The organism is Sphingomonas sp. PP-CE-1G-424 (assembly GCF_004341085.1).
In the GTDB taxonomy this organism is placed as follows: domain Bacteria; phylum Pseudomonadota; class Alphaproteobacteria; order Sphingomonadales; family Sphingomonadaceae; genus Sphingomonas.
Genome location: NZ_SLXW01000001.1, coordinates 985135 through 1008060, shown reverse-complemented (window position 1 = coordinate 1008060; position 22926 = coordinate 985135). Strand labels below are relative to the sequence as shown.

25 protein-coding genes and 1 tRNA gene are annotated in these 22926 nt (G+C 66.5%); 7 read left to right on the top strand and 19 right to left on the bottom strand.

Going from position 1 to position 22926, the window contains the following annotated elements; all coding sequences use genetic code 11:
* Positions 1 to 37: 37 nt before the first annotated feature.
* Together argB and C8J43_RS04640 are read right to left on the bottom strand one after the other, a co-directional pair.
* Entirely contained in the window at positions 38 to 955 is a 918-nt protein-coding gene (gene argB, locus C8J43_RS04645; RefSeq protein WP_060526005.1) for an acetylglutamate kinase, read from the bottom strand.
* A gap of 125 nt (positions 956 to 1080) precedes the next feature.
* The gene (locus C8J43_RS04640) at positions 1081 to 1728 is read right to left on the bottom strand and encodes a queuosine precursor transporter (RefSeq protein WP_133029882.1); all 648 of its coding nucleotides are present in this window, start codon (positions 1726 to 1728) and stop codon (positions 1081 to 1083) included.
* A gap of 145 nt (positions 1729 to 1873) precedes the next feature.
* Between C8J43_RS04640 and C8J43_RS04635 the strand changes: the two genes are divergently transcribed.
* Positions 1874 to 3139: a nucleoside transporter C-terminal domain-containing protein gene (locus tag C8J43_RS04635; protein WP_133029881.1), complete on the top strand. Its 1266-nt coding sequence runs from the start codon at positions 1874 to 1876 to the stop codon at positions 3137 to 3139.
* Between the two features lie 225 nt (positions 3140 to 3364).
* Here the strand turns inward: C8J43_RS04635 and C8J43_RS04630 are convergent, their stop codons facing one another.
* The 3 genes from C8J43_RS04630 to C8J43_RS04620 all read right to left on the bottom strand — a co-directional run bounded on the left by C8J43_RS04630 (position 3365) and on the right by C8J43_RS04620 (position 5446).
* Entirely contained in the window at positions 3365 to 3919 is a 555-nt protein-coding gene (locus tag C8J43_RS04630) for a fasciclin domain-containing protein (RefSeq protein WP_133029880.1), read from the bottom strand.
* Between the two features lie 84 nt (positions 3920 to 4003).
* The gene (gene dapF / locus C8J43_RS04625; RefSeq protein ID WP_133029879.1) at positions 4004 to 4942 is read right to left on the bottom strand and encodes a diaminopimelate epimerase; all 939 of its coding nucleotides are present in this window, start codon (positions 4940 to 4942) and stop codon (positions 4004 to 4006) included.
* 39 nt (positions 4943 to 4981) lie between these two features.
* Positions 4982 to 5446, bottom strand: coding sequence for a DUF6456 domain-containing protein (locus C8J43_RS04620; protein WP_133029878.1), 465 nt, complete (start codon positions 5444 to 5446; stop codon positions 4982 to 4984).
* Between the two features lie 99 nt (positions 5447 to 5545).
* On the opposite strand from C8J43_RS04620, the gene C8J43_RS04615 reads away from it, so the two are divergent.
* The 3 genes from C8J43_RS04615 to C8J43_RS04605 all read left to right on the top strand — a co-directional run bounded on the left by C8J43_RS04615 (position 5546) and on the right by C8J43_RS04605 (position 7152).
* Complete coding sequence (locus C8J43_RS04615; protein WP_133029877.1) at positions 5546 to 6106, top strand: helix-turn-helix transcriptional regulator; 561 nt, start codon at positions 5546 to 5548, stop codon at positions 6104 to 6106.
* 549 nt (positions 6107 to 6655) lie between these two features.
* On the top strand, positions 6656 to 6904 hold the full coding sequence (locus C8J43_RS04610; protein ID WP_207893318.1) for a hypothetical protein: 249 nt from the start codon (positions 6656 to 6658) through the stop codon (positions 6902 to 6904).
* 68 nt (positions 6905 to 6972) lie between these two features.
* Entirely contained in the window at positions 6973 to 7152 is a 180-nt protein-coding gene (locus C8J43_RS04605) for a hypothetical protein (protein ID WP_133029875.1), read from the top strand.
* A 69-nt stretch (positions 7153 to 7221) separates the two neighbouring features.
* Here the strand turns inward: C8J43_RS04605 and C8J43_RS04600 are convergent.
* The 7 genes from C8J43_RS04600 to C8J43_RS04570 all read right to left on the bottom strand — a co-directional run bounded on the left by C8J43_RS04600 (position 7222) and on the right by C8J43_RS04570 (position 12019).
* Positions 7222 to 7297 (bottom strand) — tRNA-Val (locus C8J43_RS04600).
* Between the two features lie 63 nt (positions 7298 to 7360).
* The gene (locus tag C8J43_RS21800; RefSeq protein ID WP_165899544.1) at positions 7361 to 8308 is read right to left on the bottom strand and encodes a MarR family winged helix-turn-helix transcriptional regulator; all 948 of its coding nucleotides are present in this window, start codon (positions 8306 to 8308) and stop codon (positions 7361 to 7363) included.
* Between the two features lie 105 nt (positions 8309 to 8413).
* Positions 8414 to 9919: an NAD(P)(+) transhydrogenase (Re/Si-specific) subunit beta gene (locus C8J43_RS04590; RefSeq protein ID WP_133029874.1), complete on the bottom strand. Its 1506-nt coding sequence runs from the start codon at positions 9917 to 9919 to the stop codon at positions 8414 to 8416.
* A 27-nt stretch (positions 9920 to 9946) separates the two neighbouring features.
* Positions 9947 to 10264, bottom strand: a complete 318-nt coding sequence (locus C8J43_RS04585) for an NAD(P) transhydrogenase subunit alpha (protein ID WP_056487475.1) — start codon at positions 10262 to 10264, stop codon at positions 9947 to 9949.
* Positions 10265 to 10609, bottom strand: coding sequence for an endonuclease domain-containing protein (locus C8J43_RS04580; RefSeq protein WP_243645424.1), 345 nt, complete (start codon positions 10607 to 10609; stop codon positions 10265 to 10267).
* A gap of 104 nt (positions 10610 to 10713) precedes the next feature.
* Positions 10714 to 11835, bottom strand: a complete 1122-nt coding sequence (locus C8J43_RS04575; RefSeq protein ID WP_133029872.1) for an NAD(P) transhydrogenase subunit alpha — start codon at positions 11833 to 11835, stop codon at positions 10714 to 10716.
* Positions 11836 to 11839: 4 nt separating this feature from the next.
* A complete protein-coding gene (locus C8J43_RS04570) occupies positions 11840 to 12019 on the bottom strand; it encodes an aa3-type cytochrome c oxidase subunit IV (RefSeq protein WP_347812495.1) in 180 nt (59 codons plus the stop codon).
* A gap of 93 nt (positions 12020 to 12112) precedes the next feature.
* Between C8J43_RS04570 and C8J43_RS04565 the strand changes: the two genes are divergently transcribed.
* The gene (locus C8J43_RS04565; RefSeq protein ID WP_056053510.1) at positions 12113 to 13528 is read left to right on the top strand and encodes a sigma-54 dependent transcriptional regulator; all 1416 of its coding nucleotides are present in this window, start codon (positions 12113 to 12115) and stop codon (positions 13526 to 13528) included.
* Positions 13529 to 13659: 131 nt separating this feature from the next.
* Here the strand turns inward: C8J43_RS04565 and C8J43_RS04560 are convergent, their stop codons facing one another.
* The 7 genes from C8J43_RS04560 to glmM form a co-directional block, all read right to left on the bottom strand.
* Positions 13660 to 14544: a bestrophin family ion channel gene (locus C8J43_RS04560; RefSeq protein WP_060526015.1), complete on the bottom strand. Its 885-nt coding sequence runs from the start codon at positions 14542 to 14544 to the stop codon at positions 13660 to 13662.
* 80 nt (positions 14545 to 14624) lie between these two features.
* On the bottom strand, positions 14625 to 15683 hold the full coding sequence (gene folP, locus C8J43_RS04555; protein WP_133029871.1) for a dihydropteroate synthase: 1059 nt from the start codon (positions 15681 to 15683) through the stop codon (positions 14625 to 14627).
* 154 nt (positions 15684 to 15837) lie between these two features.
* Positions 15838 to 16977, bottom strand: a complete 1140-nt coding sequence (locus C8J43_RS04550) for a site-specific DNA-methyltransferase (protein WP_133029870.1) — start codon at positions 16975 to 16977, stop codon at positions 15838 to 15840.
* Between the two features lie 176 nt (positions 16978 to 17153).
* Positions 17154 to 17792 (bottom strand): ribonuclease HII, encoded by a 639-nt coding sequence (locus C8J43_RS04545; protein ID WP_133029869.1) that lies wholly within the window; start codon positions 17790 to 17792, stop codon positions 17154 to 17156.
* Positions 17792 to 18640: a bifunctional hydroxymethylpyrimidine kinase/phosphomethylpyrimidine kinase gene (locus tag C8J43_RS04540; RefSeq protein WP_133029868.1), complete on the bottom strand. Its 849-nt coding sequence runs from the start codon at positions 18638 to 18640 to the stop codon at positions 17792 to 17794. Before C8J43_RS04540 ends, C8J43_RS04545 begins: the two co-directional genes overlap by 1 nt.
* 345 nt (positions 18641 to 18985) lie before the next feature.
* Positions 18986 to 19201: a DUF1272 domain-containing protein gene (locus C8J43_RS04535; RefSeq protein WP_133029867.1), complete on the bottom strand. Its 216-nt coding sequence runs from the start codon at positions 19199 to 19201 to the stop codon at positions 18986 to 18988.
* Positions 19201 to 20541, bottom strand: coding sequence for a phosphoglucosamine mutase (gene glmM, locus C8J43_RS04530; protein WP_133029866.1), 1341 nt, complete (start codon positions 20539 to 20541; stop codon positions 19201 to 19203). The genes C8J43_RS04535 and glmM overlap by 1 nt, the downstream gene beginning before the upstream one ends.
* Before the next feature lie 69 nt (positions 20542 to 20610).
* On the opposite strand from glmM, the gene C8J43_RS04525 reads away from it, so the two are divergent.
* Positions 20611 to 21882 (top strand): cation:dicarboxylase symporter family transporter, encoded by a 1272-nt coding sequence (locus C8J43_RS04525; RefSeq protein ID WP_133029865.1) that lies wholly within the window; start codon positions 20611 to 20613, stop codon positions 21880 to 21882.
* Positions 21857 to 22849 (top strand): aldo/keto reductase, encoded by a 993-nt coding sequence (locus C8J43_RS04520; protein ID WP_133029864.1) that lies wholly within the window; start codon positions 21857 to 21859, stop codon positions 22847 to 22849. Before C8J43_RS04525 ends, C8J43_RS04520 begins: the two co-directional genes overlap by 26 nt.
* Positions 22850 to 22926: the final 77 nt, after the last annotated feature.

Genomic DNA, 22926 nt, shown 5'->3' with positions numbered 1-22926 from the left:
GACTTTCGTCAGGATGACGGGCGTGGGGGGCGACCTCCTACCGTGAGCGTCCGTTGGCGCTGACCAGCGTGCCTGCACCCTGCTTGGTGAAGATCTCCAGCAGCATCGCGTGGGGCACGCGGCCGTCGATGATGACTGCGGCGTCGACACCCGATTCGACCGCTGCGACGCAGGTGTCGAGCTTCGGGATCATGCCGCCGGTCACCGTGCCGTCGGCGCGCAGTTCGGCGATGCGCGCAGGGTCGAGGTCGGTGAGCAGTTCGCCCTGCTTGTCGAGCACGCCGACGATATCGGTCAGCAGGAAGAAGCGCGCCGCGCCCATCGCGGCGGCGATCGCGCCCGCCATCGTGTCGGCGTTGATGTTGTACGTGTGGCCGTCGGCGCCGATGCCGATCGGTGCGATCACCGGGATGATGTCGGCGGCGATCAGCGTGTCGAGGATCGTCCGGTCGACCGCGATCGGTTCGCCGACGAAGCCCAGGTCGACGTGGCGCTCGATCCCCTGAAGCTTGTCGGGCTCGCGGCCGTGGCCGACTTTCTGCGCGAGGACGAGGCCGGCGTCCTTGCCCGAGATTCCGACCGCGCGGCCGCCCGCCTGGCCGATCCAGCCGACGATTTCCTTGTTGATCGAGCCTGCCAGGACCATCTCGGCGATCTGTGCGGTCTCCGCATCGGTGACGCGCAAGCCGTCGACGAATCGCGATTCGACGCCCAGACGCTTGAGCATCGCGCCGATCTGTGGCCCGCCACCGTGGACCACCACCGGGTTGATGCCGACTGCCTTGAGCAGCACCATGTCCTCGGCGAAATCGCGCTGCAATTCCGGGTCGCCCATCGCGTGGCCGCCGTATTTCACGACGAACGTCTTGCCGGCATAGCGCTGCAGATACGGCAGCGCCTCGGTGAGCGTTTCCGCCTTGGCGAGCAGGGCGGGATCGGGCGTGTGATCGGTCAACTGACTTCCGTTCGTCTCGAGTAGCCATCGAGCACTCGTCGAGATGGCGTATCGAGAGACCTGTACCTCGATACGAGCCCTCGACAGGCTCGGTCTCTACTCGGCACGAACGGAAAAATCTAACATTATGCCCGGTCCAACCGCCGTCCCAATTTCACGAAGAAGGTGATCATGAACGGCACCAGCACGATCGACAGTATGACCTTGGTCAGCATCTGCCCCTCCATCAGCGCGACGATCGGCCGTTCGCCGAGGAACGAGATGGTGATGAACAGGATCGTGTCGATGATCTGCGAGATGATGCTCGCGATCATGCCGCGCAGCCACACCAGCTTGCCCTCGCCGCTGCCGACCTGTCCCGACAGCTTCGAGAAGATCAGCACGTTGAGCGTCTGCGAGATCCCGTACGAGATCAGCCCCGCGATCATCATCCGCGAGCTTTGCCCGACGACGATCGGAAACGCGTCGACCGCGGGCGGGTACATCCCCGGATCGTGTGGCAGGGCGAGCACCAGGTGAATCAGCGCGGCCGACACCAGCAGCGGGATAAAGCCGAGACGCACCAGGAACGTCGCAGTCTTCTGGCCGTGCAGCTCGGCGATCGCGCTGCTCAGCACTACGAGCAGCAGGAACCCGAAGATCCCTGCCTCGACCGCGAGCGGGCCGAGCGCGACCTGCTTCACCCCCAACACGCCGGCGATGCACACCATGCCGCCGTACAGGACCGAAAAAACGAAGAGCGAACGCGGAAACGCGGGAATAGGCTTATCCATCGCCGGGGACGCTAGCGAAAACGCGCGCGCCGTCAAATGACTAGCGCGCTTCAAATAACTGGCGAGCGCGCCGCTCGCGTGTCATGTCGGTCACTTGTGCCGCCGGGGGGCGGCGCGTGTCATCGCAAGAAAACGCAGGGCGTCCATGGAAAGACTCTTCATCGGTTTGGCGGGCATCGCCGTCATCCTGGGCATTGCCGTGCTGTTGTCGAGCGACCGCCGTGCGATCCGCTTGCGTATCGTCGGCGCCGCGTTCGCGTTGCAGGCTGGGATCGCGGTGCTCGTGCTGTATTCAAGCTTCGGCAAGGTCGTGCTCGGCGAGATGTCTGGCGGCGTCGCCAACCTGCTCGGCTATTCGCAGAAGGGCACCGAATTCCTGTTCGGCAAGATGGCGACGCCCGAGATCGGCGGCCAGAGCTTTGCGATCGCCGCGCTGCCGGTGATCATCTTCTTCGCTAGCCTCGTCTCGATCCTCTATTATCTCGGCATCATGCAGCTGGTGGTGCGCTGGGTCGGCGGCGGCATCGAGAGGGTCATCGGCGTCTCGAAGGTCGAATCGCTGTGTGCGGCGGCGAACATCTTCGTCGGCCAGAGCGAATCGCCGCTGGTGATCCGGCCGTATCTCGCAGGCCTCACCCCGGCGCAGCTGTTCACCGTGATGACCAGCGGCATGGCCGGCGTCGCGGGCACGATCCTCGCGGCGTACGCGTCGATGGGGATCCGGATCGATTACCTGCTCGCGGCGAGCTTCATGGCGGCGCCGGGCGGAATCCTGATGGCGAAGATCATCATGCCCGACCGCGTGATGCCACCCGAAGGCGAACTCGCGCTCGGCGACCTGCCCGGTGAATCGTCCGCGGGCGAACCGATGCCGCAGGCCACGCATGACGAAGAGAAGCCTGCCAATTTGATTATGGCGGCGGCGCAGGGCGCGCAGACCGGCGTGCGGCTGGCGGTTGCGGTCGGTGCGATGGTGCTGGCGTTTGTCGCGCTGGTGGCGCTGGCGAACGGCCTGCTCGGCGGGCTCGGCAACATGATCGGGCTGCCGGGGCTGAGCTTTCAGGGGCTGCTCGGCTATGTCTTCGCGCCGATCATGTTCCTGCTCAACGTGCCGTGGAGCGAGGCGGGAATCGCCGGCGGACTGTTCGGGCAGAAGATCGTGCTGAACGAGTTCGTCGCCTACATCTCACTCGGCACGCAGCAGGGGCTGAGCCCGCGGACGATCGCGGTCATCACCTTCTCGCTGTGTGGGTTCGCCAACTTCTCGTCGATCGCGATCCAGATGGCGGTGACCGGTAGCCTCGCGCCGAACCAGCGGCCGATGATCGCCAAGCTCGGTCTGCGGGCGCTGGCGGCGGGGAGTCTGGCGAACCTGATGTCGGCCGCGCTTGCGGGCCTGTTGATCGGCTGAACCTTCCCCTTTCGGCGTCATCCTGACGAAAGTCAGGACCCAGGGTAACAAGCGCTGCCCTTCGTGGCTCTGGGTCCTGACTTTCGTCAGGATGACGGAGGGGGTGAGATGACGGGACTGGGGCGACGGCGCCCAAACGCAATCGGGCCCGTCACCTCTCGGCAACGGGCCCGACAGAACCGCCTCGCAGGGGAACGCGAGGCAGCTATCTCTCGGCATCGCCGATTACGGCAGCATCACCGTGTCGACGACGTGGATCACGCCGTTCGACTGCATGACGTTGGCGATCGTGATGCGGCCCTTGTGGCCCTTGCCGTCCATGATGCCCCAGCCGGTGCCGACCTTCTTGAACATCAGCGGCTCGCCCTGCACCGTCGTGTAGGTCGCGGTGCCGCCATTGGCCTTCGCCTTGGCGGCGATGTCGGCGGCGGTGATCGTGCCGGGGACGACGTGATAGGTCAGGACGCTGGCGAGCTGCGCCTTGTTCTCGGGCTTGAGCAGCGTGTCGACGGTGCCGGCCGGCAGCTTCTTGAACGCCGCGTTGGTCGGCGCGAACACGGTGAACGGACCCGGGCCCGACAGCGTCTCGACCAGGCCGGCGGCCTTGACCGCGGCGACCAGCGTCGTGTGATCCTTCGAATTGACCGCGTTCTCGACGATCGTCTTGGTCGGATACATCGCGGCGCCGCCGACCATCGGGTTGGTCTGCGCTGCGACGATGGCGCTGCCGCTGACGGCAACGGCGGCCGCGACGATCGCGGTACGAATGAAGTGGTTCATGGCTTCTCTCCTGCGTGCGGAGCCGGTGTGCGGCGCCACTGCGGGGAGATACGCGCGCGCCGCGAGCGCGGACGCAGCCGGCGTTCAGATCGTCGCGAGAAGTCCCGCCCAGGCCGCGATCTCATCGTCGTGACGCCGCGTGACGACCAGGTCGCTCGCGGTTGCAGTGTCGAGATCGACCTCGATCGTGCCGGTCCACTCGAACGTCGCATTGCCCGACAGCGTCACCATCGCCGCCTCGCTCGCCTCGGCACGGACCAGACCGCCCTTGTTGAAGACAGTGGTTGGCGTGTCGTACGCGATCCGCCCGGTCAGGCACGCGGCATAGGTCGAGGCCGCCATCGCGCTGCCACAACTGTCGGTCAGGCCGACGCCGCGCTCGAACGTCCGCACGAACAGGTCGTGGCCACGGACCTCGACGAAACTGACGTTCGCGCGATTGGGCAGCCAGTCGGGCGCGGCCTCGCACGCCTCGCCGACGCGGACGAGCTCGGCCTCGTCGATGGCATCCACGAACGTCACGAGATGGGGGTTGGGCATCGCCACCGCCGTGAAGGCGCGGTCCGTGGGCAAGGGCGCGATCGGCGTATCGACGATGCGATCGGTCCCGACATGGATTGGCCACGCCGTGGCATCCAGAGATGCGGGGCCGGCGATCTCGCGAACGGTGAACACGCCCTCGGCAATATCCGCATCGCGCTGAACGGCCGCGTTGCTCGTCTTCAGCAGCGCCATAGCAGTCTCGGCACCCGTGGCCGCGAACCCCGCGCGCGCGACGCAGCGCAGGCCGTTGAGGCACGTCTCAGACTCGCTGCCATCCGAATTGAACATCCGCATGCCGAACGCATGGGTCGCGTCGCCGCCGGTCAGCAGCAAGAGCCCGTCACCACCAACCGGCCCGTTGCGATCCGCCAGCGCACGCGAGACGGCAGCCCAAGCCGCATCGCCGAGCGTCGACGCACGCGCGTCGATCAGCGGAAAGTCGTTACCGGAACCGTGGCATTTGATGAGGTCGAAGCGCATGCTCGACACTTAGTGCCACCCGCGCACCAATGCGAGCGCCTAACCGATCCCGTAATGCGCGGCCAACCGATCGAGCGCGAGCGTCAGCACGACCCGCCCCGCGCGCGCCGGCCATTGCAACGCCTTCTCGGCCACCGGCAGCCCCTCCCCCGCGCAAACCACCCGCCAAAGAATATCCGCCAGCCCCGGCCCCGCAGCCGCCAGCGCTTCGTCGAACCGACGCTTCGCCGCGATCTGCGCCGACGTCGGATCGAGCCCATCATGGCCTCCCCCATCGACGCGCTCCGCCCAGCGCATCGTCACGCTGGGCGCAATCGACGCGCGTTCGTAGTCCGCGCGCAACCGCTCCCCCGCCTCGAACTGCCTCGCGTCGATCAGCGCGCGCGACCGCAGCCACCCGAGCGGCGACTCCGCGAGGTTCACGGTGACGGTACGGCCGCGACGCGTGCCGGTCTGCTGTGGAACACCCTCCGAATCGACCGTCCGCTCTACCAGTTCGCGCATCCGCCATCTCCCGTTGCGCTTGGCGGTTGCCATATCTGCATGGTTGTAGGACAGAAGAATAACCCATCTGGTTTGGAGTCGTTCGATGATCGCATTGCAATGATCACCGCCATCCGCGAAGTCCGGCGCGCCAAGGGGCTGACGCTGGAGGACGTCTCCAGGCGTTGCGATCCACCGACCACGGCGCAGACTATCGGGCGGCTGGAGACCGGCACGCGCACCGTCTCGATCGGCTGGCTCAACCGGATCGCCGCGGCGCTGGGCGTCGAGGCGAGCGATCTCGTGACCTTGCCGGACCGTACCGACCCGCCCGTTGCCGCGATCCTGGACGACCGCGGCGCCCACGCACCGCGTCGCACCACGACGGTACCACCGCCTCAGGTCGCGCCGGGCCAGATCGCGATCACCGTCGCGGGCGGGGTCGGCGACTATCGCACCGGTGACGTGATCTGGTGCGCGATGCTGGCCCCCGCCGATTTCGCAACGGCGCTCAATCGCGACGTCCTCGTCCCGCAACCCGCAGGCCGGTTCGCGTTCGGCAGACTGGTCGCCGTCGGTGGCGCGGTGACGCTGTTACCGCCGAATACCGGTTCGCAATCCCTGAAGATCGAAGATCCCGGCTGGCTCGCAGTCGCAGTGCGACTGATCCGCGATCTTTGAGGGCGGTGGGCGATGGCCCTGCACGCGGGCCCGAGGAACAGCCTCGCCTTCTTAGAAATGGCGATTCAGTGCTTCTGGTTGCCTCTTGTGCGATCGGCTGCCTCCCTTGCCAGAACGGCCTGCCGCAATAAGCGGGATTTAGCGCTCGCCCGCACCGGCGTCGCATTGGTCCGCCTGCGTCTGGGGGAACGCGAAGGGGTCGTAAGGTTCCTCGCAGACAGCGTCGCGGGGCAAAGACCGCGCTCCGCTCCGCCCTCCGATGAATGGCCGAAGCGCCGGCCCCACCTCGACCAGATCAGACACGACACTGTTCCAGGCGTCCACCGATCGATAAGTTGCGGCATATCGCCACGACCTGCACGCCTGACAGGATCGGGAGTATCGTTTCGGCTAGCGCCGATCGGCAGCCGTCAGCTGACCGCGATCCTCTCGATTGTGGCGAAGGCCGGTCCCTGCGTTGGCGCGGCGACCAGCTCCGCTACGCTCGCCGCTGAGCGTTACTGGTGATTACAAATGCTCGGGTGGACGCCGATATCGTTTTTCAGGCGTTTGGCTATCGACGACCCCGACGACGAGAGCCCGATGACAGACGCCGCAGACATTCTCAACGACATGATACTGGAGCAAACCCGCGAGCCGATGACTCGGGCAGATGCAGAGGAGCTGGCCGATCGATGGTATGAGGTCGCTATCGGCAACGGTTCAAGCGCCGCAGAAATGGACGACGCTGCCGGAATGCCGGTCCCCGACTATATTCTGCAAACGTTCGGAGAAGCAGGTCAGGAACTGATACTGTAGTGCGCGCGAGACCCGCTCGACGTCGCACCGAAGCTCGGTGACCAAGTAGGTATCGATATCCCATCGCGTTGCCCGGCACCGCGCGCGCCGCCACCTTAGTCGTGAAGGTGATCTCGTTGCGGATGATCGCGTTGGCGGCGTTCGCCGCGTTGAACGTAAGCGTCCCGACCCTTCGAGACGGCAAACTCGCTTTGGCCCGGCGTCCGCACGAAGAGGATCGAGGCCCGGCCGACCGCGACCAACGGTAAAAATTCGCCGGAGTTCGTGTTGCCGGCCCATGCCGGCACTGACAGCGCAGCATGGTCAAAGGAAAAGGATGGTGGGCGATGACGGGCTCGAACCGCCGACATTCTCGGTGTAAACGAGACGCTCTACCAACTGAGCTAATCGCCCCTCTCGGGTGAATGTCCGATGCCAAAGCCGGGCGGCGGGGGCAAGCTAAAAGGGCGCGGACCGTCACGGAATCCGCAGGTCGGCGCCTCTGGTGGCCAGGATATACCCGCGCATCGCCTCGCTCGCGCGGTCCGACAGCACCATGAACGCGCGCCGCCGGTCGTGCAGGTCGGGGCGGCGTTCGAACAGCCCGGTGTCGGTCATCCGCGCGATCCAGCGCAACGCGGTGGTCGGCGCGACCGCGGCGGCGATGCACAAGCTGGAGACCGATACGCGTCCCCGCTCCAGTTCGGCGGCGTAGAGATCGAGCAGCATGTCCCAGCCCGGATCCTCGAACAATGCGGTGCCGAAGAACTGATCGCGCAGCCGCCGCGCCCGGATCGCCCGCCGGACATCGGCGGCGCTCGGCTCGGCCAGCGACGGTGGCGCGCCGTAGCGGTTCGTCCGATCGCCGACGATCGGCGCTGTGGAGGCATCGCCCTCGATCTCCGCGCGCGTCAGTCGTGCCAGCGCCTCTGCTATCCGTGCCACCTCGGTGTTAAGCCGTTCCAGCCGCGTCCCATCGGTCTCGCGCCCGACATCGAATACGCCCGCGGGACTGCGCACGCGCTCGGCGGCGACGACGATCGCCGCGACGCAGTCCGCCACGTTCGGATCGACCAGCAGGATCGTCCCGCCGCCGAGCGTCGCCGCCGCGACCGCGTCGATCTGGTCGCTCCCCATCGCGACCACCAGCCCCGCCTCCAGCACCGCGGCGCGTTCGACGATCCGCGGCAGGTGTTCGGCGAGGACCGTGACGTCCACCCCCGCGGTCTCGACCACGACGACCTGCGGTGTGGCGTGCAGGCCGAACGGCGCCTGCCAGTCGATCCTGCCGACCACGCGCCCCTCCATCGCGGCGAGTGCGGCGGCGAACCGGTCGGGCGCGTCCGCACTCGCGACAAGGACCGCGGCGATCCCGGTATCGTAACGCGTGTCGGCAGGATCTCCGCCCGGTAGGATCATGATCATCTCCGCTGTATCGCAAAGACTAACCTCGATCATCCTCAAAGCTACACGCGAACTGGGTCGAGTTTCGTTGGACTTTCACGCCTGCCCAGCAAGGTCGCGTTCGACCTAGTCGAGCGCCTTGACGATATCTTCGACCATCTTCTTGGCATCGGCGAGCAGCATCATCGTATTGTCGCGGTAGAACAGCTCGTTATCGACGCCTGCATAGCCGACGCCGCCCATCGAGCGCTTGATGAACAATACCGTCTTGGCCTTCTCGACGTCGAGCACGGGCATGCCGTAGATCGGCGAGGACTTGTCGGTCTTGGCGGCAGGGTTGGTCACGTCGTTCGCGCCGATCACGAACGCGACGTCGGTCTGTGCGAACTCGCTGTTGATGTCCTCGAGCTCGAACACGTCGTCATAAGGCACGTTTGCTTCGGCCAGCAGCACGTTCATGTGCCCCGGCATGCGCCCCGCGACGGGGTGGATCGCGTATTTCACGCGGACGCCCTCGGCCTTCAGCTTGTCGCCCATCTCGCGCAGGACGTGCTGCGCTTGGGCTACGGCCATGCCGTAGCCGGGGACGATGATGACCTGTTCGGCCTGGCTTATCAGGAACGCCGCGTCCTCCGCCGAACCGCGCTTCCACGGCCGATCGACGGCTGAGCCGCCACTTCCCGCGCCTGCATCGCTCGTACCGAAACCGCCGGCGATCACGCTGATGAAGCTGCGGTTCATCGCGCGGCACATGATGTAGCTGAGGATCGCGCCCGAACTGCCGACCAGCGCGCCGGTGATGATCATCGCGCTGTTGTGGAGCGTGAAGCCCATCGCCGCCGCCGCCCAGCCCGAATAACTGTTCAGCATGCTGACCACCACCGGCATGTCGGCGCCCCCGATCGGCACGATCAGCAGGAAGCCGATGACGAAGCTCAGGATCACGACCGTCCAGAAGATCCACGGTGCCTGGTCGGTGACGAAGTAGGCGATCAGGCCGAGGATGGCAGCGAGTAGCGCGAGGTTGATGACGTGGCGGCCGGGCAGCATGATCGGCTTGCCGCCCATGTTGCCGTTGAGCTTGAGGAACGCGATGACCGAGCCGGAGAAGGTGATTGCACCGATCGCGACGCCTAGCCCGAGTTCGATCCGGCTGACCGGATGGATGACCGCGAACGGCTGGCCGATCAGCGGAATGACGAGGTCGGAGATGCCGAACGCTTGCGGGTTGAGGTACGCGGCGACGCCGACCAGCACCGCGGCGAGACCGACGAGCGAATGGAAGGCGGCCACGAGCTGCGGCATCGCGGTCATCGCGATCCGTCGTGCGGTGACGAGGCCGATGACGGCGCCCACGCCGATGGCGGCGAGGATTTCGACGACTGTTATCAAATCCACCACGGGACGGTCCAGAATTGCACAACGACCGATACCGAGCGGGCAGCCGTTCATCCGCATCGGCACATGCGTCACCAGCGTCGTCACGACCGCGATCGTCATGCCGATGATGCCGAAGCGGTTGCCGCGCTGGCTCGACGCCGGGCTCGACAGCCCGCGCAGCGCGAGGATGAAACACACCCCCGCGACCAGATAGGCGAGCGATGCCCAGGGGCTGACCGTCAGTTCATGCATCGCGCGTTCCCCTCACGTCCGTATCGCTCACTTGCTCGTGGCAGGCGCGACCGGCCGTTCCTTTTTCTTGTACATCGCCAGCATCCGCGCGGTGACCGCGAAACCGCCGAAGATATTGATGCTCGCCAGCACGACCGCGAGCAGCCCGAGCGCCTTGGCGACGCCCGATCCGGCGCCGATGCCGGCCGCCGCTGCGGCGATCAGCGCGCCGACGATGATGACCGAGGAGATCGCATTGGTCACCGCCATCAACGGCGTGTGCAACGCAGGCGTCACCGCCCAGACGACGAAATACCCGACGAAACATGCCAGCACGAAGATCGACAGGATCGCGATAAAGTCCATTTAGTCCTCCCCGGCACGGGGAGGGGGACCGGCCGCAGGCTGGTGGAGGGGGCGGGCCGCGGACGATACGATCATCGTCACCACGGCCTCGATATCCCTCAGCACGTCGCCTGCTGCCACTCGCAGCACCCGGTGGCCATTCTGTTCGAAAAATTGATCGCGATCGGCGTCGCGTTGGGGACGGTCGCCGCGTCCGTGGAACTCGCCATCTACTTCGACCGCGAGCCTGGCGGCGGCGCAGTAGAAGTCGCAGACGTATGGACCGATGGGATGCTGGTGGCGGAACTTGACGCCGGTTTTCTTCCCCCGGAGGTGCTCCCATAGAAGCACTTCCGGGAGGCTCATTTCGCGCCGCAATTTGCGCGCTAGCGACACTTCCGAGCGTAGCGTGTGCGGGACGCCCCCTCCACCGGCTGCGCCGGTCCCCCTCCCCGTGCCGGGGAGGATTATCATGCCAGCAGCCTTGGGGTCACGATCTTGCCGCCTTGCGTCAGCCGGATCGCATCGCCGATCTCGGCGTCGAGCACGGGTCGCCCAGCCTCCTTGTCCCAGAAGGCGTTGAGGAAATTGTAGAGGTTGCGGCTGAACAACGCGCTGGCGTCGGCGGCGAGACGCGACGGTACGTTGCGGTGGCCGACGATCTTGACGCCGTTCACGACAACGACTTCGCCTGCGACCGAGCCCTCGACGTTGCCACCCTGCTCGACCGCAAGATCGACGATCACCGAGCCCGGCTTCATGCTTGCGACCTGCGCCGCCGAGATCAGACGCGGTGCGGCGCGTCCCGGGATCAGCGCGGTGGTGATGACGATGTCCTGCTTGGCGATATGCCCCGAGACGAGCTCGGCCTGCGCAGCCTGATATTCGGGCGACATCTCGCCGGCATACCCGCCCGTTCCCTCGCCCTCGATCCCGGCAACATTCTCGACGAAGATCGGCTTCGCACCCAGCGACTGGATCTGCTCGCGAGTTGCCGCGCGCACGTCGGTTGCCGACACCTGAGCGCCGAGCCGCCGTGCGGTCGCGATTGCCTGGAGTCCGGCGACGCCGACGCCCATCACGAACGCCTTCGCCGCGGAAATCGTCCCCGCCGCGGTCATCATCATCGGAAACGCGCGGTCATATTCGGCGGCGGCATCGAGCACCGCCTTGTAGCCCGACAGGTTCGACTGCGACGACAGGATATCCATCGACTGCGCGCGCGTGATCCGCGGCATGAACTCCATCGCCAGCGCCTCGTAGCCCGCCGCGGCATAGGCGTCGACGCGGGCGCGCTCTGCAAAGGGATTGAGGCTCGCGACGATCCACACCCCCGGGGCGACCCCGTCCAGCGTTGCAGGATCAGGTCCCTGCACCCCGAGCACGATCTCCGCACCCGCCAGCGTCGCCGCACGATCGCCGACCGATGCGCCCGCATCGGCGTACGCGGTATCGGCGATCGACGCCGCCTCGCCCGCCCCCGTCTCGACCGCCAGCGTCGCGCCCAGCGCGATGAACTTCTTGACCGTTTCCGGCGTCGCGGAAACCCGCCGCTCGCCGTCCGCTTGTTCTTTCAGGACGGCGATCTTCATGGGCTTAGTGGATCAGCCAGATGACGAGCGCGACGACCAGCGCGCATCCGACCGCGCCCCATTTCATCATCCCCGTCACGCTCGAATAGGTCGCCGCATGCGCCTTCATGTCCCCGTTGCCGGCCATGGTTCGTGCCCCAATCCTGTGAGTGTCATCCTCTATGAGCGCGACCTTAACCTGCACGACTGCTATCGCCAAGCCCGGCCGCGCAGTGCTTTTAAGTCGCTCTTTACCCGGCTGCGCTATTGCACGTGCCGGAACGGGACAGGATTCGCCATGACGCGCAACGGGCAGCGCCTTCTACTGCTGATCGACGAAGAGCCTGCGCAGCGACGGCTGGTGGCGGCGCTTGCCACGCGTGGCGGCTGGCGCGCGATCTTCGCGACCGACGGCGAGATGGCGATCGCGACGCTCGGAACGCAGGACGGGATGCAGCTCGACGCGATCGTCCTCGATCACTCGGCACCCGATGCCGACGCGACGGGTCTCATCGCCGCGTTGCGCGAACGTCGGCCGGCACTGCCGATCCTGATGCTGACCGCCAACGGATCGGTGTCTCACGCCGTCGCTGCGATGCGCGCGGGCGCCACCGACTTCCTGGTCAAGCCGCTCGCGCCCGACCGCTTTCTCGCCGCGCTCGATACCGCCGTCGGCGCCACGTCGACCGGCGAACTCCGTCCCCTTACCGAAAAGATACCTGCGCTGCTCGGGTTCGACGAGATCGTCGGATCGTCGCCGGATTTCCGTGCCGCGCTGGCCATCGCCGCCAAGGCTGCGCGGGCACGCGTCTCGGTGTTGCTGGAAGGCGAGATCGGCGTGGGCAAGGACGTCATCGCCGAAGCCATCCACGCCGCCTCGCCCCGCGCCAAGAAGCCGATGATGAGCGTCAATTGCGGTGAGGTCTCGGCCAACCTCGTCGAATCGGAGCTGTTCGGCCACGAAATGGGTGCGTTCACCGGTGCGTTCGAGCGCAAGACCGGCCGCTTCCGGGAGGCCGACGGCGGGACGCTGTTCCTCGACGAGATCAGCGAAATGCCGCTCGAGGCGCAGGCCAAGCTGCTCCACGTCCTCCAGACCGGCGAGGTCCACGCGATCGGCGCGCGCCATCCGCACGACGTCGATGTCCGGGTCATCGCCGCCAGCAACACGCCTTTGCTCGACGAAGTCGAGGCCGGCCGGTTCCGCGAAGACCTGTATTACCGGCTCAACGTGGTCCAGGTCATGATCCCGCCGTTGCGCGAGCGGACCGGCGACATTCCTGCCCTGGCACGCCATCTGCTCGCGCGGATCGCCGAACAGCCAGGGTTGCGGTCGCTGGGCATTACCGATTCCGCGCTGGCGCTGCTGGTTCAGTACGACTGGCCGGGCAATGTTCGGCAGTTGCAGAACGCACTTTTCCGCGCAGCCGTGCTCTGCGAGGACGCTGCGCTGACCGAAGACGATTTCCCGCAGATCGCCGCGCTGGGCAATCGGCGCCGTATTCCCGCGACGGTTGCGGCGGGCGGCGGCGGCGTGACGCTCTTCCGCGCCGACGGCAACCTTCGCGCGCTCGAGGAGATCGAGGCCGACGTGATCCGTCTGGCGATCGGCCATTATCGCGGTCGGATGACCGAAGTCGCACGACGGCTCGGGATCGGACGATCGACACTGTATCGCAAGCTTGGCGAACTGGGCATCGACAACGCCGCCTGACGTGCGCCTCGTCTTGGCAGGACGCTGTCGCCAGTCTCGGTGCGTCTCGCGCGCCGCATCCGAGGCACTTCGAGATTTGGCGGCGCCCGCTTAGGCCGCAAATGTACGTCGGTGCATGCCTGCGAAGAGCGTTACCAGAGCACGCCCTTGTCAGGCGTCAGCGGCTCGGGCGCTGGATCGCCGATCGCCTGGAGCAGGTCGATCTCGATAGTCCGGCACATCGCGTTCAGCGGCACGTCGTGGATCGTGTCCGCGAACGGATCGACCAGATCGTCGCCGATCTGCAGCACGGCGAGGAACATCAGTCCGGCGATCGTCGAGCCGACCGGCGTCGCATAGCCCAGCGTCTCCACCAGGCCGATCGGCAGCAATACGCAGAACAGTCGCGTGAACAGGCTCGGGAAGAAGCGGTACTGATTGGGCAGCGGCGTGTTCTTGATCCGCTCCATGCCGCCCTGCGCATTGGCGATATCGACGAGAATGGACTCGAACTGCATCTGCTGGATGGTGTCGATCCAGCCGTTGCGGCGCGCGATGTCGATCCGGCGGCCCGTGCCGTCGAGCAGGCCGTTGGCGATATTGGTGCGCTCTAGCGCGAACGACGCCTCCTCCTTCGACAGGAAGCGCAGGACCTCGGGCGGTGCGGGCTGTTTGCGCAACTGGCAGCGTAGCGCGTTCACATACGCGATCTGGCGGAGCACGATCGTCCGCTTCATGTCGTGGCCCTCGGGCTCGGGCAGCATGTTGCGCGCCATACGCGCGAGGTTGCGCGAGGCGTTGATCATCAGGCCCCAGAGACCGCGGCTTTCCCACCAGCGCTGATACGCCGAATTGTCGCGGAAGCCGAGGAACAGCGCGAGTGCGGTGCCGAAGAGGGTCAGGGGCAGCGCGGGCGCGTGGAACGGCAGGACGTAATAGGTGATCGTGACGATCACATCCCAGACGAACAGGCCGAGCAGTGGGCGCCAGACTTCGCTCAGGATCTGACTGAAGCGCGGTGTTGCAGTGACGATCAAACGAAAGCTCCCTTGTTTACAGGGCTTTTAATGCGCGAAGAGACGTTTCGCTGCAATGCAGCGACGATCAGCCGCCCCGCTTAGCCGCCAACGAGCGATTGATCGCGCAGGCCACGCCAGATCTTCACCGCCTGCACCATTTCGGCGACGTCGTGGACGCGGAGAATCTGGACGCCGGCTTCCGCCCCTTTCAGCGCCAGGGCGAGCGAGCCGGCGAGGCGCTGGTCGACTGGTGCTTCGTTCGAGAGCGCGCCGATCAACCGCTTGCGGCTGGCGCCGAGCATGATCGGGCAGCCGAGCCCGTGGAAGATCGCGAGGCCGTTGAGCAGCGCGAGGTTCTCGGCGAGCGTCTTGCCGAAGCCGATGCCGGGATCGACGATGATCCGCGATCGGTCGACACCGCCGGCGACTACCGCGGCGATGCGGGTTTCGAGCCAGTCGAAGACATCGGTCAGGACGTTGCCGTACCCTCCATCGCCGTGGCCGCCTTTCTTGGGGTCGGGTGAGTGCATCAGGACGACGGGGCAGCCACTTTTTGCGACCACATCGAGCGTACGATCGTCCCAGAGGAGTGCGGCGACGTCGTTGACGATGTGCGCGCCGGCGGCGAGCGTGGCTTCCATGACGGCGGCTTTGCGCGTGTCGACCGAGACGATCGCGCCGGCGCGCGCGAGGCGTTCGACGACGGGGACCAGGCGCGCGATCTCGTCGCCTTCCCATACTGCGGGAGCGCCGGGGCGGGTGGACTCGCCGCCGACGTCGATCAGCGTCGCGCCGGCGGCGGCCATGTCGATGCCGGCGGCGGCCGCTGCGGCGGGGTCGTCGACGTGCTTGCCGCCGTCGGAGAAGCTGTCGGGGGTGACGTTGAGTATGCCGGCGACGATCGGCTGGTCGAAGCGGAGCGTGCGTTCGCCGAGCTGGAGGGGGGGGCGAACGGCGGTGATGGCGGCGTGGAGGTGCGCGGCGTGCTCGCCGAGCGTCGCGATTTCGGCGACGGGGATGGTGCGGCGGGTGCGGGCTTCGATCACCTCGTAGGCGGCGAACCACTGCAGGCCGCCAGCCAGGCGCGCGACGCTGCCGTCTGCGTGGTCGATCGGGGTGTCGACGAACTGGACGGGGCGGAGGTGGAGGCTGGTCATGATCCTCTTTTCCTCAAATCCACCGTACGTTCAAACCCACCCCGTTCGTCCCGAACAGGCATCGAGCTTGTCGAGATGGCGTATCGAAGGACCTGTACCTCGATACGAGCCCTCGACTACGCTCGGTCTCTACTCGGCACGAACGGGACTTTGCTCAGACAGTCGTCGCCAGCAGGTACGTCTGGCGGAGGTCGTCGATCGGCTTCAGGCCCTTGTCGCTTTCGTAATGCCAGAAGCTCCAGCCGTTGCAGGCGGGGGCGTTCTGGAGCGTCGAGCCGAGCTTGTGGATTGAGCCGATCGTGCCGCAGTCGCTGAGCAGCGAGCCATCCGCGCGGACCGTCGCGCGCCAGCGGCGCTTCGAGTCGGTCAGCACCGCGCCGGGGGCGAGATACGCGTTCTCGACCAGCACGCCGAACGCGACCTTGGGCTGCGTGCGGGGGCTCATCATCGTCGCAAGTGCCGACTCATCGAGCGGCAGTGCAGCCTCGATGCGTTCCTGCGCGGCTTCGATGTAATCGCCTTCACGGTCGATTCCGATCCAGCTGCGGCCGAGACGCTTGGCGACCGCGCCGGTGGTGCCGGTGCCGAAGAACGGGTCGAGCACGACGTCGCCGGGCTTCGTGCACGCGAGCAGGATGCGGTAGAGCAGCGCCTCGGGCTTCTGCGTCGGATGCACCTTGGTGCCGTTCTTCTTCAGCCGCTCGCCGCCGCCGCAGGTCGGGAATTCCCAGTCGCTGCGCATCTGGAGCTCGTCGTTGAGCGTCTTCATCGCGCGGTAGTTGAAGTGGTATTTCGCCTTCTCGCCCTTCGATGCCCAGATCAGCGTCTCGTGCGCGTTGGTGAAGCGGGTGCCGCGGAAGTTGGGCATCGGGTTGGTCTTGCGCCAGACGATGTCGTTGAGGATCCAGTAGCCGAGATCCTGCACGGCGGCGCCAACGCGGAAGATGTTGTGATAGCTGCCGATGACCCAGAGCGCGCCGTCGTCCTTGAGGATGCGGCGTGCTTCCTTGAGCCAAGCGCGGGTGAAGCGGTCATAGGCGGCGAAGGTGTCGAACTTATCCCAGTCGTCGGTGACCGCGTCGACGTGGCTGCCGTCGGGGCGATAGAGTTCGCCGCCGAGCTGGAGGTTGTAGGGCGGGTCGGCGAAGATCATGTCGATCGAGTTCGACGGGAGCGCCTTCATGTGCTCGATGCAGTCGCCACGCAGGATCTGGTCGAGTGGAAGGACGGCTTGAACCGCCGGCTCCACTGTCTTTTTCGCACGCGGCCGTGCGATCGTGTCGATCAAACCCATGTTTTCCGCCCCTTATCGACGCCCATAGCGGCGGAATTGTCCGACTCCGTCAAGCAAACATTCGTTAACGGCGTTTTCGCGAGAATCCGCGGCTGCGACCAATCGAGTCGCCGTTGCCCAGATGTTGAGTCGTGGGAGACTCGCGGCTCAAGCCCTTGGGGTGTGGCGCGAAAGACTCAGCTCGTCGTTTCCTGTGCGAAAAGTCCCTCGCGCGCCAGATAGGCGGCGGCGACGGGCGCGAAACTGCGGCGGTGAATCGGCGTGGGGCCGTGATCGCGGAGCGCCTTCATGTGATGCGCGCAGCCATAGCCCTTGTTCGAATGCCAGTTATATTCGGGATGCACGTCGGCGGCGGCGATCATGATGAGGTCGCGCGTGTGCTTGGCGACGATCGAGGCGGCGGCGATCGACAGCGATTTTGCGTCGCCGCCGACGAGGGGGGTCGCGGGGTAAGTCCAGCGGGGCAAGCGGTTGCCGTCGACGAGGACGTGGCCGGGCGCGTGGCCGAGTTCGACCGCCAGCGCGTCGACGGCGAGCGTCATCGCCTTCATCGTCGCCCAGTAGATATTGAGCGTGTCGATCTCTTCCGGCTGGACGATGCCGATGCCGACGATCGCGCAGCCTTTGAGGCGGGCGCAGAGCCGTTCGCGCTCGGAGGCGGAGAGCTTCTTCGAGTCGTCGATGCCGCGGGGGACGCCCTTTGCGGGCAGGATCACGGCGGCGGCTACAACCGGTCCTGCGAGCGGACCGCGACCGGCTTCGTCGACACCAGCGACCGGGCCGACGCAGAGCTTTTCGTGTTTCATGCCGGGCATCAGAGGTCTTTCAACTGGTCGAACGGGCTGTTGCCGAGGGCGTGCCCCATTGGGCCGTGGCCTGCGCCTAGCCCGGGTGCGTTGGCAAGCGCGGCGCGGACGAACGTGATGGCGCGCTCGATTGCGGCGTCGAGCGGCAGGCCTTGGGCAAGCCCGGTCGCGATGCCGCTGGCGAGCGTGCAGCCGGTGCCGTGGGCGTGGCGGGTTTCGATGCGGGGGTTGGTCCAGCGGGTTTCGCTGGCGTCGGTGACGAGGCGGTCGGTGATGTGGGGGCCTTCGGCGTGGCCGCCTTTTACGAGGACGGCTGGGCCTAGTGCGCGAATTGCGAATTCCCCGCCGAGTGCTGCGAGTTCGGGGAGGTTGGGGGTTACGAGCGTGGCGATCCGCATGAGGCGGGTGAAGGCGGCGATGGTGTCGCTGTCCGCGAGAACGGAGCCGGAGGTTGCGATCATCACCGGGTCGAAGATGATGGGGATGCGTGCCGAGTGATGGTGCCCTGCCCTTCCTTGTTCTCCCGCGAAGGCGGGAGTCCAGTCTGGGCTCCCGCCTTCGCGGGAGAACAAGGAGGTCAGGTAGTCAGCTACGGCATTGGCGGTGTCCGCCGAGCCGATCATGCCGATCTTTACGGCGTCTACACCGATGTCCGAGACGACCGAGTCTATCTGCGCGAGGACCATGTCGGTCGGGACCGGGTAGACCGCCTGCACGCCGAGCGTGTTCTGTGCGGTGATCGCGGTAACGGCGGTCATCGCGTGGCCGCCGAGCATGGTTACCGTCTTGATATCCGCCTGAATTCCTGCGCCGCCGCCCGAGTCGGAGCCGGCTATTATGAGAACCCGCGCTGTCATAAAGTGTCCGAAATCGGGGCGAAGTGCACGAAGTGCAGACGCTGGCGCGGGTCTGCACTTTGCCTGAGGCGGGGTTGGACTGGGGATGCCGGACTGGGGTTGGCGCGGTTGGCGGTCATATGGTGGGCTATGTCATGATCGGTAGGATGTAGGACAGGGATACGCTCTCCTCTCACCACCCCGGCGGAGGCCGGGGCCCAGTTGGGGGACGTTGCTGACTGAGGGTTGCGATCTGTTACCTGGACCTTTCCAACTGGGCCCCGGCCTCCGCCGGGGTGGTAGAAGGGTTGGGGTGGTAGAAGTGGTTGGGTGGCGCTTACTCGCACCGTTCCTCTCGAACCGCGCCTAGTGCCGTCTGCCCGCTGCCGGCTTTTGCGGCGGCGCCTCGCCCAGCCTTGTCGGGCGATCCAACAATTCGCCACCGCAGTTCGGACACCGCTCGTCGAGCGCGTCGGCGCATTCCGCGCAGAAGGTGCATTCGAACGAGCAGATGAACGCGCCGGGTGCATCGGCGGGCAAGTCGGTCGTGCAGCGTTCGCAGGCGCGGCGCATCTCCAACATCAGGCGGCGGCCTTTCGTACGGCGTCGCAGATCCGGTCGACGATCTGTTCGACTTGGGCAAGATCGTCGCCCTCCGCCATCACGCGGATCACCGGTTCGGTGCCCGATGGGCGGATGACGAGCCGTCCCTTGCCGGCGAGTTCGGCTTCGGCTTCGGCGATCACCGCCTTGACCGCGTCGTGATCGAGCGGCTTGCCGCCGGCGAAGCGGACGTTCTTGAGCAACTGCGGCAGGGGCTCGAAGCGGTGGAGCACTTCGCTGGCCGGGGCGCCCGAGCGCTTGACCTCGGCGAGGATCTGCAACGCCGCGACGAGACCGTCGCCGGTGGTCGCATAGTCGCTGAGGATGATGTGGCCCGACTGTTCGCCGCCGACATTATAGCCGCTGGAGCGCATCTTCTCGAGCACGTGGCGATCGCCGACCGCGGTGCGGACGAGGCCCAGCCCTTGCGCCGCGAGATGGCGTTCGAGGCCGAGGTTAGACATCACCGTCGCGACCAGACCGCCGCCGGCGAGCCGCCCCTGGCGTGCCCAGCTGGCGGCGATCGTCGCCATCAGCTGGTCGCCGTCGACGATCGTGCCGGTCTCGTCGACCACGATTAGCCGGTCGGCGTCGCCGTCGAGCGCGATGCCGATGTCCGCGCCGCTGGCGACCACCGTCTCGGCAAGCGCCTGCGGGGCGGTCGAGCCGACGCCGTCGTTGATGTTGGTGCCGTTGGGCGTGACGCCGATCGCGACGACGTCCGCGCCGAGTTCCCACAAGGCCGACGGTGCGACCTTGTAGGCGGCACCGTTCGCGCAATCGAGCACCACGCGCATCCCGTCGAGGCGGAGATTCTCCGGGAAGGTCGATTTGGCGAAATGGATGTAGCGGCCCTGCGCATCCTCGATCCGGCGCGCGCGGCCGATCTGGCCCGAGGGGACGAGCGGTATCTCACCGTCGATCAGCGCCTCGATCGCTGCCTCGGCCTCGTCCGACAGCTTGTAGCCGTCGGGGCCGAACAGCTTAATGCCGTTATCCGCGTACGGATTATGGCTGGCGGAGATCATCACGCCGATGTCGGCGCGCATCGACTGGGTGAGCATAGCGACTGCAGGCGTCGGCATCGGACCGACCATGACGACGTCCATGCCGACGCTGGTAAAGCCCGCGACCAACGCCGATTCGAGCATGTAGCCCGACAGCCGCGTGTCCTTGCCGATGACGACGCGGTGGCGGTGATCGCCGCGCTGGAAATACGCGCCGGCGGCCATGCCGACCTTCATCGCCATTGCCGCGGTCATCGGCGAGACGTTGGTGGCACCACGAATGCCGTCGGTGCCGAAATATTTTCTTGCCATCGCGCGTGCTTTCCGTCCCGTATCGGTGTCCGATCCGTTTGATAGCGCGGTACATCACGAAGGGCGAGCATGTCGCAGACTACACGGATTCTAGCGGCCCTGATCGGCGGCATCGCGATGGGCATCGCCGCGGCGGCCTGGTCGCCGGCGAACGCGATCGCGGCGACGGCGGTGACCCAGCCGATTGGCTCTGCATGGCTGCACGGGTTGCAGATGGTGATCGTGCCGCTGGTCGTCGGGCTGCTCGTGACCGGGATCGGCGCGACCACCGAGGCGGCGCGCGCCGGGCGGATTACCGTGCGCGCGATGGTGATGATCGTCGTCATCCTGTGGAGCACGACGATCATGTCCGCGCTGGTCATGCCGTTGATCCTCGATGCCTTTCCGTTGCCGCACGCGCTCGGCGCCGCGCTGCGGGCCGCATTGACGGGCGCCGCGCCGGTCGGGCCGGTGCCGGGGATCGGCGCGTTCTTCGATACGATCGTGCCGACCAACATCGTCGCCGCAGCCTCCAGCGACTCGTTCCTGCCGCTCACGGTCTTCGCGCTGACCTTCGCCTTTGCCGTGACGAAGCTGCCCGACGATCGTCGCCGCATACTGACCGGCTTCTTCCAGGCGGTCGTCGACGCGCTGTTGATCATCATCAAATGGGTGCTGAAGCTCGCACCGATCGGCATCTTCGCGCTCGCCTACGGGGTCGGTGCGCGCACCGGTACGGCGGCGTTCGGCGCGCTGCTCCACTATATCGTCTGCGTTTCGGCGATCGGCTTCATCGTCCTGCTGTCCGCCTATCCGATCGGGATGATCGGCGGGCGGGTCGGCTTTGGCCGGTTCGCGCGCGCGGTCGCGCCGGCGCAGGCGGTGGCGATCAGCACGCAGTCGTCGCTCGCCTCGCTGCCGGCGATGCTGAAGGCCTCGACCGATCTCGGTGCGTCGCCCGCCACCGCCGGAATCGTCCTGCCGCTGTCGGTCGCGGTGTTCCGCGCGACCAGCCCGGCGATGAACCTAGCCGTGGCGCTGTACGTCGCGCACTGGCTGGGGCTGCCGATCGGGCCGGGGCAGATGGCGGCGGGCGTGGCGACCGCGGCGATCACGACGATGGGGTCGATCTCGCTGCCCGGTACGATCAGCTTCGTCGCGTCGGTCGCGCCGGTGGCGCTGGCGATGGGCATCCCGCTCGAGGTCCTGGGTCTGCTCATCGCAGTCGAGACCATACCCGACCTGTTTCGCACCGTCGGGAACGTGACGATGGACACCGCCGTTACCATCTCCGTCGCAGCGCGGTCCGATCGCGTCGGCGCTCAGGAGAACACCCATGAAGTATCGCACGCTCGGCCCTGATTTCGAGGTTTCCGCGCTGGGTCTCGGCTGCATGCCGATGGCCGGCATCGGCAAGGGCATGTACGGCGAGGCGAACGCCGACGAGAGCATCGCCACGATCCACCGCGCGATCGAGCTCGGCGTGACGCTGTTCGACACCGCCGAGATCTATGGTCCGCTGGTCAACGAGGAACTGCTCGGCAAGGCGATCCGCGGCAAGCGCGACGGCGTCGTGATCGCGACCAAGTTCGGCTTCCGCTACGACGAGAATGGGATGACGGGGGTCGATTCCACGCCGGCCAATGTGCGGCGGGCGTGCGAGGGATCGCTGAAGCGGCTCGGGGTCGAGACGATCGACTTGCTGTACCAGCACCGCGTCGATCCGGGCGTGCCGATCGAGGATACGGTCGGCGCGATGGCGGACCTCGTTCGCGAGGGCAAGGTGCGGCATCTCGGGCTGTCGGAGGCTGGGCTCGATACGATTCGGCGAGCGGCGGCGACGCATCCGATCGCGGCTTTGCAGAGCGAATATTCGCTTTGGGAGCGGGACGTGGAGGACGCGATCCTGCCGCTGTGTCGTGAGCTTGGGATCGGGTTCGTGCCGTATTCGCCGTTGGGGCGGGGCTTCCTGACGGGGCAGATTACCGCGCGGTCGGACCTGCCCGAGGGCGATTACCGGCGGAATGACCCTCGCTATTCGGAGGAGAACTTCGCCAAGAACATGGAGATGGTGGCGGTGGTAAAGGCCATCGCCGACACGCATGGGGCTTCGCCTGCGCAGGTGGCGCTCGCGTGGTTGCTGGCGCAGGGCGCCGACATCGTGCCGATCCCGGGGTCGAAGCGTCGGGTTACGCTGGAGGACAGCATGAAGGCGGCGGATATCGCGCTGTCCGCGGACGATCTGGCGAAGCTGGATGCGGCCGCGCCGCGTGGTGGGACGGCTGGGCCGCGCTACGGCGAGAAGGCGCTGTCGATGACTCGGATTTAACTGCTCCCCTCCCGTTTACGGGAGGGGTCGGGGGAGGGGCGTGCCTCATAGACCGGACGCCGGTACGTACGTCGCGC